Below are 14994 nucleotides of genomic sequence, written 5' to 3'. Positions count from 1 at the left end.
TCTCCTTATGTTATGGACCTTACTCATTGGCGGCATTGCAGGATGGCTCGCTGGTAAATTAATGCGTGGCGAAGGATTCGGGGTGCTGGTAGATATCCTGGTAGGCGTTGTCGGAGGTTGGCTGGGCGGCTGGTTATTCGGCAAACTGGGAATTCATATGGGAAACGGTTTTATCGGCTCTCTGATAGTGGCGTTAGTAGGATCGGTGATCCTTATCTGGTTAGTGCATCTTATCAAAGGGAAGTAATAGGTTGAAATACGGCGTTGCTGATGAAGAACGGCAACGCCGTATTTTATTATCTCTCCAAGATCTCCTCTACCTCTTCTACCAACCCCCGCATCAATTCTCCCGCCTTCCTGTGCTTCAGCACGGGAGCTATTTGCCCGCTCCAGAAGAACACCATATCCCATTGTTCTTTTTCGATGGCTGCTTTTCTTAAAGCGGATAGGAAATGAGATTGTAAAGGGAAAGGCAGAAATCTTTTCTCGTCTAATTCTCCTGTGATCCGGTTGGCAATTCCGCGGCCTAACCGGCCGGTGAAAGCACGTGTCAGCGTAGTATACTTCGCCTTTGCTGAAAACAATGTTTCTTTATGTACAGGTAGAGCATTTGATTCTTCGCAGGCCAGGAAAGCTGTTCCTATCTGCACTGCATCCGCGCCTAACGTCATCGCTGCGGCTATTCCCGCGCCGGTGGCAATACCGCCGGCGGCAACAACAGGTATCCTGACCTTCTCCCTGATCTGTTGTACCAATACAAAGGTTCCGGTAAGCGACGAGTCGGCCGGCGCCAGGAAGGAGGGCCGGTGCCCGCCTGCCTCAAAGCCTGAAGCAACGATCATATCGGTGCCCGTTGCTTCCAGTGCAAGCGCCTCATCCAGCGTGGTAGCTGCGCCTACGGTTATAATTCCCCGCTTCCGGCATTCTTCCAACACATCCTGTGAAAGGACGCCAAATACATAGCTGAAAACCTTTGGGCGGAGGTCCAGTATTACCTGCAGCTGGTTCTCAAACCTGCTATGAAATGGCGCAGGCTTCGGAGGTAAAGGGACATCCAGCTCATCGAAATACGGCTGGAATAATTTCACCGCTTCTTCATATTGTTCATCAGAAATGATTCCGGAAGGAACATCGTTGTCCGAAACCCAGAGGTTCAGGTTATAAGGTTGATTAGTGGCTGCTTTGATCTGCCTGTCGATTTCCACGATAGCCTGCGGATCGTATGAGTACATCCCAAAACCTCCCAGGCCCCCGGCGTTGGATACCGCGGCTGTTAATGCAACGGAAGAAAGATTGCCGCCAAAAGGCCCTTGCAGGATGGGATAATCGATCCCTAACAGTTCCGTTGCTTTAGTTTTATTCCACATCAGCTTTTAGTTTATTTAACGTTCAATAACAGCATGATCAGCTATATCAGCGATCATTTTATTTACCAGCAACCATTTGCCATCAATCTGATGAAAAGATAGAAATTCCTGGTAAACAAAATCATACATGGTTACTTTTACTTCGGCAACGGCAATTGAATTGACAACCCGGATGTCCTGGATCTCTCCCTTGAACGGCTTGCCGGAGGCTTTGGGGCTCTGGCGGTTCTTAACCCCGTCTAAATACTGTTCCAGGTTCTTTGCATAGGGTTGACCTTTAACATCGCCAAAAAGCAGCGTACCCGGGTGATAGACTGTGCTCAAAAGGGCAATATCCCCTTCGTAGATGCCTTTGAAATACCTGGTTTCCAGGATTTCGGAAATAGCGGCAGTATTAGCTTTCAGACTTTCCATCTTATTTTTATTTTGGGCTTTGCTGCCCCACCACTGGCAGGACAACAAAGCGATCAGCAATATTGTTTTCATTTCAGTTCAGGTTATGACCAGCGCCCATGCCGCCGTCTACATTGATAACGGCCCCGTTGATAAAATTACTTTTGGCAACGGTATATACCATTTCTGCAACATCTTCGGATTCGCCTACACGGTTTACCAGGTGAATGCCTGCCATTTTATCGCTGTTGCTGCCATGCATCGGCGTACGGATAACCCCTGGCGCAACCACGTTTACACGGATGTTATGCCTGCCAAATTCCGCGGCCAGTTGGATGCTGAGCGCATGAACTGCGCCTTTGGCCGAAACCGGGGCGGTGGCGGGTGCGCCGCCCAATCCATGGTTCACCAACGGAGTTCCGATATTGATCACTACCCCGCCGCCTTGTTGCAACATTTGGGGGATGATAGCCTGTGTAGTGAAGAAAATACCTTTTAAGTTGGTATCAAGGAAACGGTCAAGATAGGTTTCATCTACTTCCAGGAAAGGCTTATTCTCAAAGATCCCTGCATTATTCACCAGTACATCCGCGCTGCCAAATTTTTCCAGGGCTACTGCCAACAGTTGTTCGCCCGTTTTTTTGTTGCTGACGTCGCCGGCTGCCATAGCTAAGTGATCTCCTCCTCCCAGCCTCCTGTAGGCTGCTTCCAGTTTCTCCGGGGTTGCAGAATTGATAACAACGTTATCGCCTCTTTCAAGGAAGTACCTGGCCACTGCTTCTCCAATGCCCGACGAGGCTCCTGTTACTATAACGGTTTGTTTTTTCATTATCTATTTTTTATCGGCGGTGATGCCTCTTTCACGTAATACAGATACCTGTTCACCTGCGTATCCCCAGTTGTCCAGCTCCACTTCCTGTATGGAAATATGCGTCAGTTGCGGATCTTTATTCAATATGTCTGTAAACAGGTCTGTTATTCCTTTTATCAGTTGCTGTTTCTGCTCGCGGGTTACACCTTCGCGGGTCAGTTCAATTTTTATGAACGGCATAAAATAAGATTTGTGCTAGGCAGTTTGAAGCGCTGCTTTGGCGGTTAAGGATACATTCAGATCAAAGTCGTTGTAGATAAGGGTATCGCCCAGGTTCTGGAAGAAGTTGCCGGAACGGAACTTGATATCGTACAGGGTGCGGTCGACAACGATCTTTGCACTGGCAGACAATGTATCATTATTAACGGCAACGGTTATATTAAATTCAACGGGATGGGTGATACCCTTGATAGTGAGGTTGCCTGTTACATGATTGCCCCGGGCGGAAGTGATCTCGAAATAGGCTTCTGGGTATTTGTCTGTACCGAAGAAATCGTCGGAAGCCAGGTGTCCTGCAAACTGTGCGTTGGTAGCAGGATCTGTAACGTCGAGGATCTTGATGGAAGCGACGTCAATTACAAAGCTGCCGGCTGTGACCTGTCCATCTGTTAAGGTAAGCGATCCGCTTTGGATGTCGATGGTGCCGTTATGGGCGCCGGTAACTTTTCTGCCTACCCATTCGATATTGCTTTGCGCATTTACGATGTTGAAAATTTGTGTGTTCATTGCTTTGTATTTTTAATTGTTTTGAATTTTCAATACAAAGTAACGAGGGTGTTGGCAGATGGTTGCGTGACCTACATCACATTCCTGTTTGAGTTGTAAAGACGGCTTAACGTTTCTCTTGAAACGCCCAGGTAGGCGGCGATCAGGTGTTTGGGAACAAGATTATATAGTTGTGGGTAGAGTTTGAGAAGTTCTTCGTACCGGGTTTTTGCATCATTGTTCATCAAAGAAAGAAGTCGCCTTTGCGCAGCTACATATCCTTTATTAGTACGCCAGCGGAAGAAATGTTCTACCGGGTGGATCTCTTTACAGAGCTTCTCCCTGTCGGCATTCGACAGGCACAGTACTTCGGCGTCGGTGATACAATCCACATTGATCTTGGCCTTTGTCTTGTTGTACAGCGCTTCATAGTCGGACGTCCACCAGGTAGGCATTGCAAACTGGAGGATGTGCATCTTGATCTCATCATTAATATAAAACGCCTTCAGGCATCCTTCAATTACAAAATACTCATGATCTACCAGGTCGCCTTCACTGATCACTGCCTGTCCTTTCCGGAAGGAGAGGGGTTTGAAATGGGAGCTGAAATGTGCAAACTCTTCATCCGTCAGCGAAACGGTTTTGGAAATATGTTCCTTTAGTATGTCTGTTGCCAGGGCCATTTAAGAAATGCTTATGAAGGAAATATACAAATATTTGCTGCAACGGCTGAAAAAAAATGATGCTGGTATTGCCATTATACCACATCTTCGGTCTTCTTTTTAATGAAAGGCATTTATTTTTTTGATAAAAGATAAAACATAAATGGCCGAAGCGTTGTTATACATGCAAACATCAATACCCGCGCGGCTTTTAAGCTGATCATCCTGAAAAAAAAGTGCTGTTTCTTTTGCAAAACATCATGAATTGTTGATACCTTTGCTAACCCCGTTGATCGAAAAACCATCTGATGACATTTTACACCAGCGAAATATACCGCATCCGTGCTTCCGTCTATGCTAACCAGGCTCAACTGGATACGGTTATTGGCATCCGTAAGTATATCGATCAACATTTCGATACGGACCTCAACCTGAATTTATTGTCTAATGCCCGGTTTGTATCGAAGTACCATTTGCTGCGTTTGTTCAAAAGATATTACGGGGTCACACCCAAACAATACCTGACAGACAAACGCATAGAAAAATCCAAAGCTTACCTCAGGGAAGGAAAAAGCGTTATGGAAACCTGTTTTGCCATGGGCTTCGAAAGTCCTTGTTCCTTTACCACTTTATTTAAAAGCCGGACAGGACAACGCCCTTCCGAATTTCAAAAAAGCGCAACTTTCGCAAAGTCGGTTATCTCCTGATTTTGGAATCTTGTAAACTAAAACCTAAAATCTGGAAAAGATGAAAGTAAAAGTTATAAGCATTCTAGTCCTGAACCAGGAAAAAGCATTGGATTTTTATACAAATAAACTGGGCTTTGTAAAGAAAACGGACATACCGCTGGACGGCGACAGCCGTTGGCTGACAGTCGTAAGCAAAGAAGAACAGGATGGCCCGGAAATCTTGCTGGAACCCGGTCCATTACATTTCGAACCGGCAAGAATATACCAGAAAGCCCTCTTCGATGCAGGGATTCCGTTTACCCAGTTCAACGTCGACGATGTGCAGGCAGAGTATGAACGGCTGCTGGCGCTGGGAGTGGAATTCAGCCTGCCGCCAACTCCGATGGGGACAGTTAAGCTCGCCGTGTTGAACGATACCTGCGGCAATAATATCCAGTTAGTAGAAATGTTATAGTATACGCGATACTGTTATTAAGAGGACAGGTATAAAATAATAGCTGTCCTTTTAAACTTTTATTGCATACACCTGCTCTGCATAACCTCGCTCAACTTAAACCAATGAATATTATCAGTATGAATTCCTATGTACTTGGCTTCCGGGACATCGACAAATCCCAACTCTCCGCTGTTGGAGGCAAAGGCGCCAACCTCGGCGAACTTTGTAACATTGACGGGATCAACGTGCCGCAGGGCTTTTGCATCACTACCCGGGCCTTTAACGAGATCGTTGCTAACAATTCGCTGATCAACGAATTGTTAGATCAGTTGGCTGGTTGCCGGGCCAATGACAGGGAAAAAGTTAGTGCCTTAAGCGGCAGGATCAGGGCTGAAATTGAGCGCCTTCAAATTCCTAACGAGATGGCGGAAGAAGTTTCCCGGTATATCGCCGCACTGGGAGAAGAAAAGGCCTATGCAGTAAGATCGAGCGCCACAGCGGAAGATCTGCCAACCGCTTCGTTTGCCGGGCAACAGGATACCTACCTGAATATTATTGGAAGAACTGAGATCCTTAAACATATCAGCCGGTGCTGGGCTTCCCTGTTCACCGACCGGGCGGTGATCTACCGTTTGCAGAATGGGTTTGATCATCGTAAAGTACAGTTATCAGTAGTTGTACAGCTAATGGTTTTCCCGGAGGTGGCAGGAATAATGTTTACCGCCGATCCTGTTACCGGCAACCGGAAAACCGTTTCCATTGACGCCAGCCTTGGCCTGGGAGAAGCCCTGGTTTCGGGACTGGTGAATGCGGATGTTTATAAAGTAAATAATAACAGGATAGCAGATAAACAGGTAGCTGTAAAAAAACTGGCTGTAAAAGCGCAGGAAAACGGGGGAACAGCAGCGGAGGAGATCGGGGAGGAACAACAGCGGCAACAGGCTTTAACAGATGAACAGATACTGCAACTGGCAACCATCGGGAAGAGTATAGCAGCTTATTTCGGCCAGCCGCAGGATATAGAATGGTGCCTGGCAAATGGCAGTTTCTATATCGTGCAAAGCCGCCCGATCACAACTTTATTCCCTGTTCCCGAAGCAGGCGACGACGAAAGCCATGTATACGTGTCTGTAGGCCATCAGCAAATGATGACCGATCCGCTGAAACCTCTGGGCATTGCTATCTGGCAGTTGACAGCGCCCCGCCCGATGCACACGGCAGCAGGCAGGTTGTTTGTAGACATTGCCCGCAACCTGGCTTCACCCGGCAACAGGGACACCATACTGGATATCTTCGGGAAATCTGACCCGCTGATAAAAGATGCATTATTACAGGTGGTAGCAAAAGAAGATTTCATCAAACCTTTACCCGACAACCCAGCAGTAAATCCGCTGCCTCCAACGCCGCCGGTTACAGAAATAGAATATAACCCCACGCTGGTAGAAGAGCTGATCAGATCTAATGAAGCGGATATCGCAACGCTGCGGCAGCAGATTGCGAAGAAGTCGGGCACGGAACTTTTTGATTTTATCGTGGAAGACCTGGACAAGCAGAAGAAAGATATGTTCAACCAGCGAAGCCTGGGTGTGGTGATGGCCGGGATAAACGCTTCTTTCTGGGTCAACGATAAAATGAATGAGTGGCTGGGAGAAAAGAACGCTGTAGATGTGCTTACGCAATCCGTTCCTCACAACATCACTTCCGAAATGGGCCTGGCGCTGTTGGATGTTGCAGATGTGATCCGTCCTTATCCTGAAGTGATCAGCTACCTGCAACGGGTCAAAGACGATAACTTCCTGGAGGACCTGGGGAAAACAGCAGGCGGCGAAGAAGCTGCCAACGCGATTACACGGTACCTGGATAAATACGGCATGCGTTGCGTCGGGGAAATCGATATCACGAAAACCCGGTGGAGCGAAAAGCCTGCGCAGCTGATCCCCCTGATCCTTAGCAATATCAGGAATTTTGAACCCGGGGCCGGCAGGAAGATGTTTGAAAAAGGGTTGCGGGAAGCTAACGACAAGGGGAGGGGTCTGCTGGAACGCCTCCGGCAGTTGCCGGACGGCGAAAAGAAGGCCGCTGAAGCAAAACATGTGATCAACCTGGTAAGGAATTATATCGGGTACCGCGAATACCCTAAATATGCCAAGATCGTGCGTTACTACCTTTATAAACAGGCATTGATGAAAGAGGCGGCAGCGCTGGTGAAAGCAGGCGTTATTCACGAGCCGGAAGATGTTTACTATCTCGGCTTCCACGAGTTCAGGGAAGCGGTAAACTCCGGGAAACTGGACTACCAATTGATAGAACAGCGGAAAGAGGAATACAGGCAGTTTGAAAAATTGACCCCGCCAAGGGTAATGACATCAGAAGGTGAGATTATGACAGGAAGGTATAAGAACGAAAACCTGCCTGCGAATGCCATCGTGGGGCTAGCCGTTTCTTCGGGCGTAGTGGAAGGCAGGGCGCGCGTTATTTTGAAGATGGAAGATGCAGACCTGGAAGATGGCGATATCTTGGTAACCCTCTTCACCGATCCGAGTTGGACGCCTTTGTTCGTGTCTGTAAAAGGCCTGATAACCGAGGTAGGAGGCCTGATGACCCATGGAGCGGTAATTGCCAGGGAATATGGTTTGCCTGCCGTAGTGGGCGTGCTGGATGCAACCAAACGGATCAGGGATAAACAACGGATACGGGTAAACGGAACGGAAGGATATGTAGAGATATTATAAAGCCGGAACCGGGTTTCTCAGGAAGCCTGGTTTAACTATATTGTTTGAATTGTGTAATTTTGATCCATGAACAGGAGCGAAGATATACCGAGTTTTTACCAGCGTATCAAATACCCTTTGCAGGAAAGGCTGGTCCCTGGCACTCCTCACGTGAATGTATTTGAAAAAAATGCATGCCGGGTAACCATTCCGTACTCCCGCAAGGATTATTACAAAGTAAGCCTCATCCTGGGGAAAGGAACGCTGGAATATGCCGACAGGACGCTGCATATAGACAGGCCGGCGCTGATGTTCTCCAATCCCCTGATCCCTTATTACTGGCAACCGGGACCAGGTGAGCAACACGGCTGGTTTTGCATATTTAATGAAGCATTCGCGAAGCAGCGGAGCGAAATGCTGACAGATCTGCCTATGTTCCAGCTGGAATCAGACAGGGTATTTTTCCCGGACGACAAAAGCGTAGAGGAGATATCATATCTTTTCAGGAAGATGCTGGAAGAAAACCAGAGCAGTTATGTGCAGAAGCAGGATGTGCTGCGCAATTACCTTCATCTTATTGTGCATTATGCCATCAAAATGCAACCGGCGCAGAACTACGATCACGATATGAACGCCTCTGCCCGTATTACTTCTCTTTTCCTGGAGCTTTTAAGCCGGCAGTTTCCTATCGACTCCCGTCAGAATGAGCTGAAACTGAAATCAGCCAAGGATTTTGCCAGGCAACTTTCCGTACATATCAATCACCTCAACAGGGCGGTAAAAGAAGTTACGGGCAAAACAACCACTGAGCATATTGCCTCCAGGATATTGCTGGAAGCTACTGAGCTGTTGCGGCACAGCGACTGGGCCGTTTCTGAGATCGGTTACTGCCTGGGATTTGAATACCCTGGCTACTTCAATACCTTCTATAAAAAACATACAGGCAAAACACCTAAAGAGGTTAGAAAGGTAATTGTTTGAATTGTAGAATTATTCGTTTGAATACTTTTATTTTATCAATCTGCTGCCTTTTACCTTTGTTCCATAATTGTTTTAGTTATGAAGTACAGGAAATTAGGAAATACAGGTATTGAATTATCTGCAATCGGCTTGGGATGTATGAGCATGAGCCATGCATACGGCGAACCCAATGACCCTGAATCTATCGCTACCCTTGAAAAAGCCCTTGAACTGGGAATCAACTTCTGGGACACTGCCGATATTTACGGTAATGGGGCTAATGAGGAATTGGTATCAAAAGTCCTGAAACCTAACAGGCAAAAGATCTTCATTGCAACCAAATTCGGATTCCAGTTGAATCAGGCGCTCAGTACCCGCTCATTCGACGGCTCACCGGCCTACATGAGAAAGGCTGTAGAAGCCAGCCTGAAACGTTTACAGACCGATGTTATAGATCTATATTACGCGCACCGTATAGACCCGGATGTTCCGGTAGAAGAAATGGTTGGCGCAATGGCGGACCTGGTGAAGGAAGGAAAGGTACGTTACCTGGGTCTTTCAGAAGCCTCGCCTAACTCTATCAGGAGGGCCAATGCCGTGCATCCAATCAGCGCATTGCAAAGCGAATACTCCCTGTTAACCAGGGACGTGGAAGCAGCAATACTGCCGCTTTGCAAGGAGTTGAATATCTCTTTTATCCCTTTCAGCCCGCTGGCAAGAGGCTTGGTCACCAATGCACTTGATCCTTCCAGCCTGAAAGAAAGCGATTTCAGAAGAGCGCTTCCCCGCTTCCAGGGCGGACATGCAGAGAACAACATGAACCTGACCAGGGAATTTGCTGAGCTGGCTGCCGCGAAAAACTGTACCCCTGCTCAATTGGCGCTGGCATGGGTACTGGGACAGGGAGATAATATTATTCCTATTCCAGGTACTAAACGCCGCAAATACCTGGTAGAAAATGCAGGCGCTGTAGATGTGGAATTGTCAGCAGATGATTACAGGAATATTGAATTGCTGTTGGAGAAATACCCTGATACCGGCGATCGTTACAATGAAGTGATGAACAAGCTGGTTGATAGGAATTGATATTTCAGCTATAAACAAAATGGCCGCCATAATCTATGGCGGCCATTTTGTTTGTAGGCGAAAAACGTACATTCAAAGTGAAGGGAGGTTGACCTATATCGCCGGATAACTACTTTGTATTATACGATTTGCATAAAAAATAGTAATATATAAAAAATGATTAATATGTTTGTTTTGATTGTTTGGTTTGTAAATAATCTGCTTATAATCAATTATTTATATTTTATTTTGCAAATTTAAAGTTTGGCTTTTGAATTTCAAAAGGTTGCCTTTAATTTTGCAAATATGAAAACGTTACCTCGCTATATTACTTCCCGTTTATTACAGGCGCTAAACGTCAGCCCGGTTGTTTTTTTAAACGGAGCCAGACAGTCTGGGAAAAGCACTTTAGTACAGAATCTCAGGGAGCAAATAGGTCATAAGAATAGTCCTGCCGCCTATGTATCATTTGATCGTCCAACCCAAATGGCCGCAGCTTCTTCATCTCCTGAAAGTTTTTTATCGTCCTATAAAGACACCTTAATCATTGATGAAGTACAACTTGTTCCAGAGTTATTCCGCGCTTTAAAGGTTGTTGTTGATGACTTGAGGCTGCAAGATAAATCAAACGCAAACGGCAGGTATTTATTAACCGGTTCGGCCAATATTCTGGCATTACCAAAATTATCTGATCCGCTTGTTGGGCGAATGACCGTCTTAACTCTTTATCCCTTTTGTACGGCAGAAGCATCACAAGGTCAGGGAAACGGATTGGATAGATTAGTGAACCTGGATTTTGAGAATATGAGTGATCGGGGCTTGGGTATTACAGATGCAATGAAACTGGCAACTTTCCCTGAAATTGCGGATAAGGAGTCTTCGGAGCGCAATATCTGGTTCGACGGATACCTTACAACAATTTTACAACGCGATGTACGGCTTATAGCGGAATTGGAAAAAATATCCGTTCTTCCTAATCTGCTACGTATTCTGGCAACGCGCGCCGGCAACCTGTTAAATGATTCGGACATCGCCCGCGACCTGGGGCTAAATCCGGTAACCTCGAAATTTTATCGGAACATTTTAAAAATGATGTTTTTAAATTTTGACATAGAGCCGTGGTTTAGAAACATTGGAAAACGATTAGTTAAATCTCCCAAAGGATATTTAATAGACACCTTAATGCTCTGCTATATGCTGGATCTGGATATAGAAGATATCGAAAGAAATAAACCTGATCTATTTGGCCATATCCTCGAAAATTATATTGCTACCGAACTAACCAAGCAACTGACATTTAGCGAAACGAGAGCCAAACTTTTGCATTTCAGAACAGGTGACGGCAAGGAAGTTGATTTTGTGCTTGAACGGCCGGACGGTTCCCTATTTGCTATTGAAATTAAAAAATCTGAATCAGTCAATATTCACGATTTTAAAGGAATCCAGGTGTTAGCGGAACTTGCTGCAAAAGATTTTATTGGCGGTGTCGTACTTTATTCAGGGAAGGACGCAGTTCCATTTGGAAAAAATCTTTGGGCAGTTCCTTTTCATGTTTTATGGCAATAGTTTACCCGACTGAATTAATTACGATTATATAAGACCTATTCTTTTGTTTGGCTTCATTTTAACCTTTATCTAAGGCGGCAGGCGCTTCAGTCGGTTCATCAAGGAAATGTAGATTGCTGGGTTAATAATGGAACTTACCTCCATTGTTATGGAACGTCCCACAATGCGCAATAATATTCACCCATTCTTCTGAACAAAATTTCGTTTATTTATAAAACGTAATTCAAGGAAACAACCCATGACCGCAATCGAAAAAATAAAACAACTCTACAATGTAACATCCGTCGAAAACCAGGGCTTTGCCGACAGCGAATTGCAACAGGTAGAAAAGCGGCTGCATATTAAACTGCCGCTCAAACTCAGGGAATACTACCTCGCGCTGGGAAAGAACGAAGCGATCAACTACTCGCATAACCGTTTGCTTAAACCCCGGGGCGAAGAAATAGGTTTTTCAGACGATCGTTACCTGGTGTTTTATGAAGAGAACCAGGTTGTGGCATATTGGGGGATCAAAGAAGAAGACCTGAGAATGGATAATCCGCCTGTTTATGGTTTTTATGGCGATGAGTGGATGAAGGAAACTGGAACAACCGAAGATTTTCTCCTGTTGATGGCTGTTTATAACGGCACATTGGGAGGATTGAAATATGTGGCGAACGCCTTTACCACTCTTTCCCCCGCAGTGGTAAAAGAATTAGAAACCCGCTGGGAATTGCTCCCGGAGATCAGTTGGGAAAAGCAAAAGGTATATACAGCCGATTACAGGGAGGTGATTAGCCTGTCGTTTGATGATCAGCAGCAGTGTACGGGTATTTTTGCGGGAACAGATATACAGGACAGGTTCGACAATATGCTGGATACACTGGATATCGACTGGTCGTATACCAGTTATGATGAGGAAGAAGGGGAAGAAGACTGATCAGCTTCCACCGGCCTGGCCGTTCCCTGGATATTCTTGCTCTTTTCATCTGGCCAGGGAGCAGGCATCCGTTTTTCTACTATAACAGCTGTTGTGCCCTGCGTTTCTCGTAATTTATTGAATGCTCTTATTACTTTTGTTGATCTGTTTACGCATATCTTCCAGGATGGTCAACGCCTCATCCAGGTGCTTGTTCAGGGTTGGTATCATGCTCTCTGCAAAGCGGCTGATGGCCGTATCCTTCGAATTCTTTGCATTCTCAAACATGGCCAGCGTTTTCTTATGACCTGCTATCATTTCCTTGATGTATGTTTTATCGAAGTCTGTATACTTTATGGTGAAAAGTGTCTCTTCGGTTTTTTTATCTTCTCCCGTTAACTCTGTTGGCATTGTTACGCCTGTTAGTTTGGCTATTGAATCCAGTTGCTGGTTAGCAAGCGAGTGGTCTTTTTCCATCATTGCGCCATACCTGCGTATCCGTTCATCGGCCGCTTTACTCTTTGCCAGCCTGCCAAGCCTTATCTCTTTGATATTTGTAATAGCTGCGTCGGTTATAAAGTTGACCGTGGAAGAAGGCACATGATCCATGCTTTCCTTCATCGCTTTTACACTATCTTTTTCTGTTTGCTGTTCGGGGCTCTTTCGTTGTCCGCATGCCGAAAGCATAGCTGCAGCTAGTAATAGAATAGTAAGCGTTTTCATCTTTATAAATTTTTAACGAACAATTATTTCTCAGGATATTTTCTTTTCCATTCTGCCAGCAGCTCATCAGCATTGTCTGGTTCCAGGCGTTTAATAATGAAGTCCAGCTTTTCTTCCCGCCTGTCGTCGCCTTCTTTGGACTGAGGAGACCCGCAATACCAAAGGAAAGAGAGGCCAACTACCTGCCAGATAAGCTGAAGGAATTCGGATTGCCAGTTCTCCATTGTTTCCCGCATCATTTGTACCGCATATTCTTCTACCTGCGGAGGTTGCGAATGGGTCAGCTGTTCCTGTTTATAATCTTTCCACCCAAAGAACCAGTGGAGAAATACCGAGATCATGAATAGCAGTAAGGTAACATAGAAATAAGCCTTGCGCTTGAGATAGGATGGTTTCGTTTTCATAACATTAATGGTTAAGTGAACAAACAATTACAGTTATGAGCTAACAAAATCGAGCCAATGCTTTACTATGTTTAAGGCTGCTATTTGTTCCCGGTATCCTTTGTTTTGCGGTTGCCTTGCATTACCAGGTAAATGACTACGGCAACAATAACGGCGATAAGGGCAATAAATGGTACTAACATAAGATCAGTTTTAGCTATCCCTTTCATTAATTGTGCCATTCGGGTAACCGGAAGTGATTGCTGGTGCTGTGTTTGCTGAGATTAATGGCATGGTTTTATACGTGAACTCCGGAAAGGAAAAACAATTTATTCACTACTAAATCAGGTATTATGGAAAACGTACTTGGCCAACAACCCGAAGAAGGAAAACTTACTAAGGCCATTGAGAAACAAACAGCAAAAATACCTTCCGATGCTTACCTGTTGGCTGCACTGAGCGCAATGGGCGTATCACTGGCATTACAATGTTTAGGCAGGAAGCATTCCAGTCTTTTCGTTGGTCAGTGGGTTTCTTCATTCCTCCTTTTTGGTATTTACAATAAGATCGTAAAAGTAGAGGGTCACGATTAGACATAATCGGCATGGTAAATTGCAGAACAACAGGTTCTTTTCTAAAAAAGGGCCTGTTGTTTTTTTATGGATATTTTTCAGCCCGGTAACATAAAAACTCCTATTTTAGTATAAAGCTTAATAAACCTGAATATTCTGTAATATGCTATCACAAAGAATGAAAGACGCGCTGAACAAACAGATACTGATGGAAGCGCAATCGTCACAATCTTACCTTGCCATGGGTAGCTGGGCTGAAATCCAACCCGGGTTAAAAGGAGTAACCAAGTTCTTCTTTCGTCACAGCGATGAAGAAAGAATGCACATGCTGAAACTGATCCACTATGTGAACGAACGAGGCGGGTTTGCCGTGATCCCGGCGCTGGAGCAGCCTGTAATGACCTTCGTTTCCCTGAAGGCAGCCTTCGAACAACTGCTGAAACATGAGCTGAAAGTGAGCGAAAGTATCAACGACCTCGTTGAAATAGCGCTTGCAGAAAAGGACTATGCCACTCACAACTTCCTGCAATGGTATGTAATGGAACAAATGGAGGAAGAAAAACTGGCGAGAGATTGTAATGATAAACTGGAGATGATAGGCGATGATAAAAGCGGTTTATACCTCTTCGACAGGGATATAATGACGCTTGACCAGGAATAGATCCACACCTTATTACAAAGCACCGTTCACCAGCGGTGCTTTTTTATGTGTGCCAGGCATGTGTTATATCTCTAGGGTGCAAGTCCCGAATGCGCTTTGTAGTAGGAAGCATTAGCCAATAGCAAGGGTGTCCACTGTAAAGTGGAATCTGAAGGAAGCTGGCGGCAAACATCCGGGCCGACGAACAGAAACTGTATACAAGGCGGGGTTACAAGGGTGATGTTGCATAAGAAACAAAAACCCGATACTACACAGATTGTAACAACGTAAATGCAGCGGCTACATGGATGGAAAGCGATAACACTTACCCTGGGAGGCCCTGTTTTTTTTTA

Annotated in this window: 18 protein-coding genes; 10 read left to right on the top strand and 8 right to left on the bottom strand. The window is 45.5% G+C overall.

Features of this window, described 5'->3' with window-relative positions; translation table 11 throughout:
- The first annotated feature begins 7 nt into the window (after positions 1 to 7).
- Entirely contained in the window at positions 8 to 247 is a 240-nt protein-coding gene (locus BLV62_RS19715) for a GlsB/YeaQ/YmgE family stress response membrane protein (RefSeq protein WP_089763693.1), read from the top strand.
- Between the two features lie 49 nt (positions 248 to 296).
- Here BLV62_RS19715 and BLV62_RS19710 read toward each other — a convergent pair whose 3' ends face one another.
- From BLV62_RS19710 to BLV62_RS19685, 6 genes are all read right to left on the bottom strand, one after another.
- On the bottom strand, positions 297 to 1367 hold the full coding sequence (locus BLV62_RS19710; protein WP_089763692.1) for an NAD(P)H-dependent flavin oxidoreductase: 1071 nt from the start codon (positions 1365 to 1367) through the stop codon (positions 297 to 299).
- 15 nt (positions 1368 to 1382) lie between these two features.
- A complete protein-coding gene (locus BLV62_RS19705) occupies positions 1383 to 1853 on the bottom strand; it encodes a nuclear transport factor 2 family protein (protein ID WP_089763691.1) in 471 nt (156 codons plus the stop codon).
- Position 1854: 1 nt separating this feature from the next.
- A complete protein-coding gene (locus BLV62_RS19700; protein ID WP_089763690.1) occupies positions 1855 to 2589 on the bottom strand; it encodes an SDR family NAD(P)-dependent oxidoreductase in 735 nt (244 codons plus the stop codon).
- A 3-nt stretch (positions 2590 to 2592) separates the two neighbouring features.
- Positions 2593 to 2811, bottom strand: a complete 219-nt coding sequence (locus BLV62_RS19695; protein WP_089763689.1) for a tautomerase family protein — start codon at positions 2809 to 2811, stop codon at positions 2593 to 2595.
- Positions 2812 to 2826: 15 nt separating this feature from the next.
- Positions 2827 to 3357: a YceI family protein gene (locus tag BLV62_RS19690; RefSeq protein ID WP_089763688.1), complete on the bottom strand. Its 531-nt coding sequence runs from the start codon at positions 3355 to 3357 to the stop codon at positions 2827 to 2829.
- Positions 3358 to 3428: 71 nt separating this feature from the next.
- Positions 3429 to 4019, bottom strand: coding sequence for a Crp/Fnr family transcriptional regulator (locus tag BLV62_RS19685; protein WP_089763687.1), 591 nt, complete (start codon positions 4017 to 4019; stop codon positions 3429 to 3431).
- A 287-nt stretch (positions 4020 to 4306) separates the two neighbouring features.
- On the opposite strand from BLV62_RS19685, the gene BLV62_RS19680 reads away from it, so the two are divergent.
- The 7 genes from BLV62_RS19680 (at position 4307) to BLV62_RS19650 (ending at position 12344) form a co-directional block, all read left to right on the top strand.
- The gene (locus BLV62_RS19680; protein ID WP_089763686.1) at positions 4307 to 4705 is read left to right on the top strand and encodes a helix-turn-helix domain-containing protein; all 399 of its coding nucleotides are present in this window, start codon (positions 4307 to 4309) and stop codon (positions 4703 to 4705) included.
- 40 nt (positions 4706 to 4745) lie between these two features.
- Positions 4746 to 5141, top strand: a complete 396-nt coding sequence (locus BLV62_RS19675; protein ID WP_089763685.1) for a VOC family protein — start codon at positions 4746 to 4748, stop codon at positions 5139 to 5141.
- A gap of 104 nt (positions 5142 to 5245) precedes the next feature.
- Positions 5246 to 7855, top strand: coding sequence for a phosphoenolpyruvate synthase (gene ppsA, locus BLV62_RS19670; RefSeq protein ID WP_225889592.1), 2610 nt, complete (start codon positions 5246 to 5248; stop codon positions 7853 to 7855).
- A gap of 66 nt (positions 7856 to 7921) precedes the next feature.
- Entirely contained in the window at positions 7922 to 8815 is an 894-nt protein-coding gene (locus BLV62_RS19665; RefSeq protein ID WP_089763683.1) for a helix-turn-helix domain-containing protein, read from the top strand.
- A 78-nt stretch (positions 8816 to 8893) separates the two neighbouring features.
- Entirely contained in the window at positions 8894 to 9880 is a 987-nt protein-coding gene (locus BLV62_RS19660) for an aldo/keto reductase (protein ID WP_089763682.1), read from the top strand.
- A gap of 285 nt (positions 9881 to 10165) precedes the next feature.
- Positions 10166 to 11425, top strand: a complete 1260-nt coding sequence (locus BLV62_RS19655) for an ATP-binding protein (RefSeq protein ID WP_139170308.1) — start codon at positions 10166 to 10168, stop codon at positions 11423 to 11425.
- A gap of 238 nt (positions 11426 to 11663) precedes the next feature.
- Positions 11664 to 12344: a hypothetical protein gene (locus BLV62_RS19650; protein WP_089763680.1), complete on the top strand. Its 681-nt coding sequence runs from the start codon at positions 11664 to 11666 to the stop codon at positions 12342 to 12344.
- A 114-nt stretch (positions 12345 to 12458) separates the two neighbouring features.
- Here BLV62_RS19650 and BLV62_RS19645 read toward each other — a convergent pair whose 3' ends face one another.
- Together BLV62_RS19645 and BLV62_RS19640 are read right to left on the bottom strand one after the other, a co-directional pair.
- Positions 12459 to 13046: a DUF4142 domain-containing protein gene (locus BLV62_RS19645; RefSeq protein WP_089763679.1), complete on the bottom strand. Its 588-nt coding sequence runs from the start codon at positions 13044 to 13046 to the stop codon at positions 12459 to 12461.
- 23 nt (positions 13047 to 13069) lie between these two features.
- On the bottom strand, positions 13070 to 13450 hold the full coding sequence (locus tag BLV62_RS19640) for a DUF6766 family protein (protein ID WP_089763678.1): 381 nt from the start codon (positions 13448 to 13450) through the stop codon (positions 13070 to 13072).
- Between the two features lie 332 nt (positions 13451 to 13782).
- Here BLV62_RS19640 and BLV62_RS19635 point away from each other — a divergent pair, with 332 nt between their 5' ends.
- Together BLV62_RS19635 and BLV62_RS19630 are read left to right on the top strand one after the other, a co-directional pair.
- Positions 13783 to 14022 (top strand): hypothetical protein, encoded by a 240-nt coding sequence (locus tag BLV62_RS19635; RefSeq protein WP_089763677.1) that lies wholly within the window; start codon positions 13783 to 13785, stop codon positions 14020 to 14022.
- 142 nt (positions 14023 to 14164) lie between these two features.
- The gene (locus tag BLV62_RS19630) at positions 14165 to 14662 is read left to right on the top strand and encodes a ferritin (RefSeq protein ID WP_089763676.1); all 498 of its coding nucleotides are present in this window, start codon (positions 14165 to 14167) and stop codon (positions 14660 to 14662) included.
- Positions 14663 to 14994 lie beyond the last annotated feature (332 nt).

This window comes from Chitinophaga terrae (ex Kim and Jung 2007) (assembly GCF_900107795.1).
GTDB classification, from domain to species: domain Bacteria; phylum Bacteroidota; class Bacteroidia; order Chitinophagales; family Chitinophagaceae; genus Chitinophaga; species Chitinophaga terrae.
The sequence above is the reverse complement of the archived record's forward strand: the minus strand, read 5'-3'. Positions and strand labels throughout refer to the sequence as shown.

What these genes read in the sequence shown, in the direction of transcription:
- BLV62_RS19715 (WP_089763693.1), top strand. Translation starts at nt 8, where the DNA reads ATGTTATGGACCTTACTCATTGGCGGCATTGCAGGATGGCTCGCTGGT.
- BLV62_RS19710 (WP_089763692.1), bottom strand. Translation starts at nt 1,367, where the DNA reads ATGTGGAATAAAACTAAAGCAACGGAACTGTTAGGGATCGATTATCCC.
- BLV62_RS19705 (WP_089763691.1), bottom strand. Translation starts at nt 1,853, where the DNA reads ATGAAAACAATATTGCTGATCGCTTTGTTGTCCTGCCAGTGGTGGGGC.
- BLV62_RS19700 (WP_089763690.1), bottom strand. Translation starts at nt 2,589, where the DNA reads ATGAAAAAACAAACCGTTATAGTAACAGGAGCCTCGTCGGGCATTGGA.
- BLV62_RS19695 (WP_089763689.1), bottom strand. Translation starts at nt 2,811, where the DNA reads ATGCCGTTCATAAAAATTGAACTGACCCGCGAAGGTGTAACCCGCGAG.
- BLV62_RS19690 (WP_089763688.1), bottom strand. Translation starts at nt 3,357, where the DNA reads ATGAACACACAAATTTTCAACATCGTAAATGCGCAAAGCAATATCGAA.
- BLV62_RS19685 (WP_089763687.1), bottom strand. Translation starts at nt 4,019, where the DNA reads ATGGCCCTGGCAACAGACATACTAAAGGAACATATTTCCAAAACCGTT.
- BLV62_RS19680 (WP_089763686.1), top strand. Translation starts at nt 4,307, where the DNA reads ATGACATTTTACACCAGCGAAATATACCGCATCCGTGCTTCCGTCTAT.
- BLV62_RS19675 (WP_089763685.1), top strand. Translation starts at nt 4,746, where the DNA reads ATGAAAGTAAAAGTTATAAGCATTCTAGTCCTGAACCAGGAAAAAGCA.
- ppsA (WP_225889592.1), top strand. Translation starts at nt 5,246, where the DNA reads ATGAATATTATCAGTATGAATTCCTATGTACTTGGCTTCCGGGACATC.
- BLV62_RS19665 (WP_089763683.1), top strand. Translation starts at nt 7,922, where the DNA reads ATGAACAGGAGCGAAGATATACCGAGTTTTTACCAGCGTATCAAATAC.
- BLV62_RS19660 (WP_089763682.1), top strand. Translation starts at nt 8,894, where the DNA reads ATGAAGTACAGGAAATTAGGAAATACAGGTATTGAATTATCTGCAATC.
- BLV62_RS19655 (WP_139170308.1), top strand. Translation starts at nt 10,166, where the DNA reads ATGAAAACGTTACCTCGCTATATTACTTCCCGTTTATTACAGGCGCTA.
- BLV62_RS19650 (WP_089763680.1), top strand. Translation starts at nt 11,664, where the DNA reads ATGACCGCAATCGAAAAAATAAAACAACTCTACAATGTAACATCCGTC.
- BLV62_RS19645 (WP_089763679.1), bottom strand. Translation starts at nt 13,046, where the DNA reads ATGAAAACGCTTACTATTCTATTACTAGCTGCAGCTATGCTTTCGGCA.
- BLV62_RS19640 (WP_089763678.1), bottom strand. Translation starts at nt 13,450, where the DNA reads ATGAAAACGAAACCATCCTATCTCAAGCGCAAGGCTTATTTCTATGTT.
- BLV62_RS19635 (WP_089763677.1), top strand. Translation starts at nt 13,783, where the DNA reads ATGGAAAACGTACTTGGCCAACAACCCGAAGAAGGAAAACTTACTAAG.
- BLV62_RS19630 (WP_089763676.1), top strand. Translation starts at nt 14,165, where the DNA reads ATGCTATCACAAAGAATGAAAGACGCGCTGAACAAACAGATACTGATG.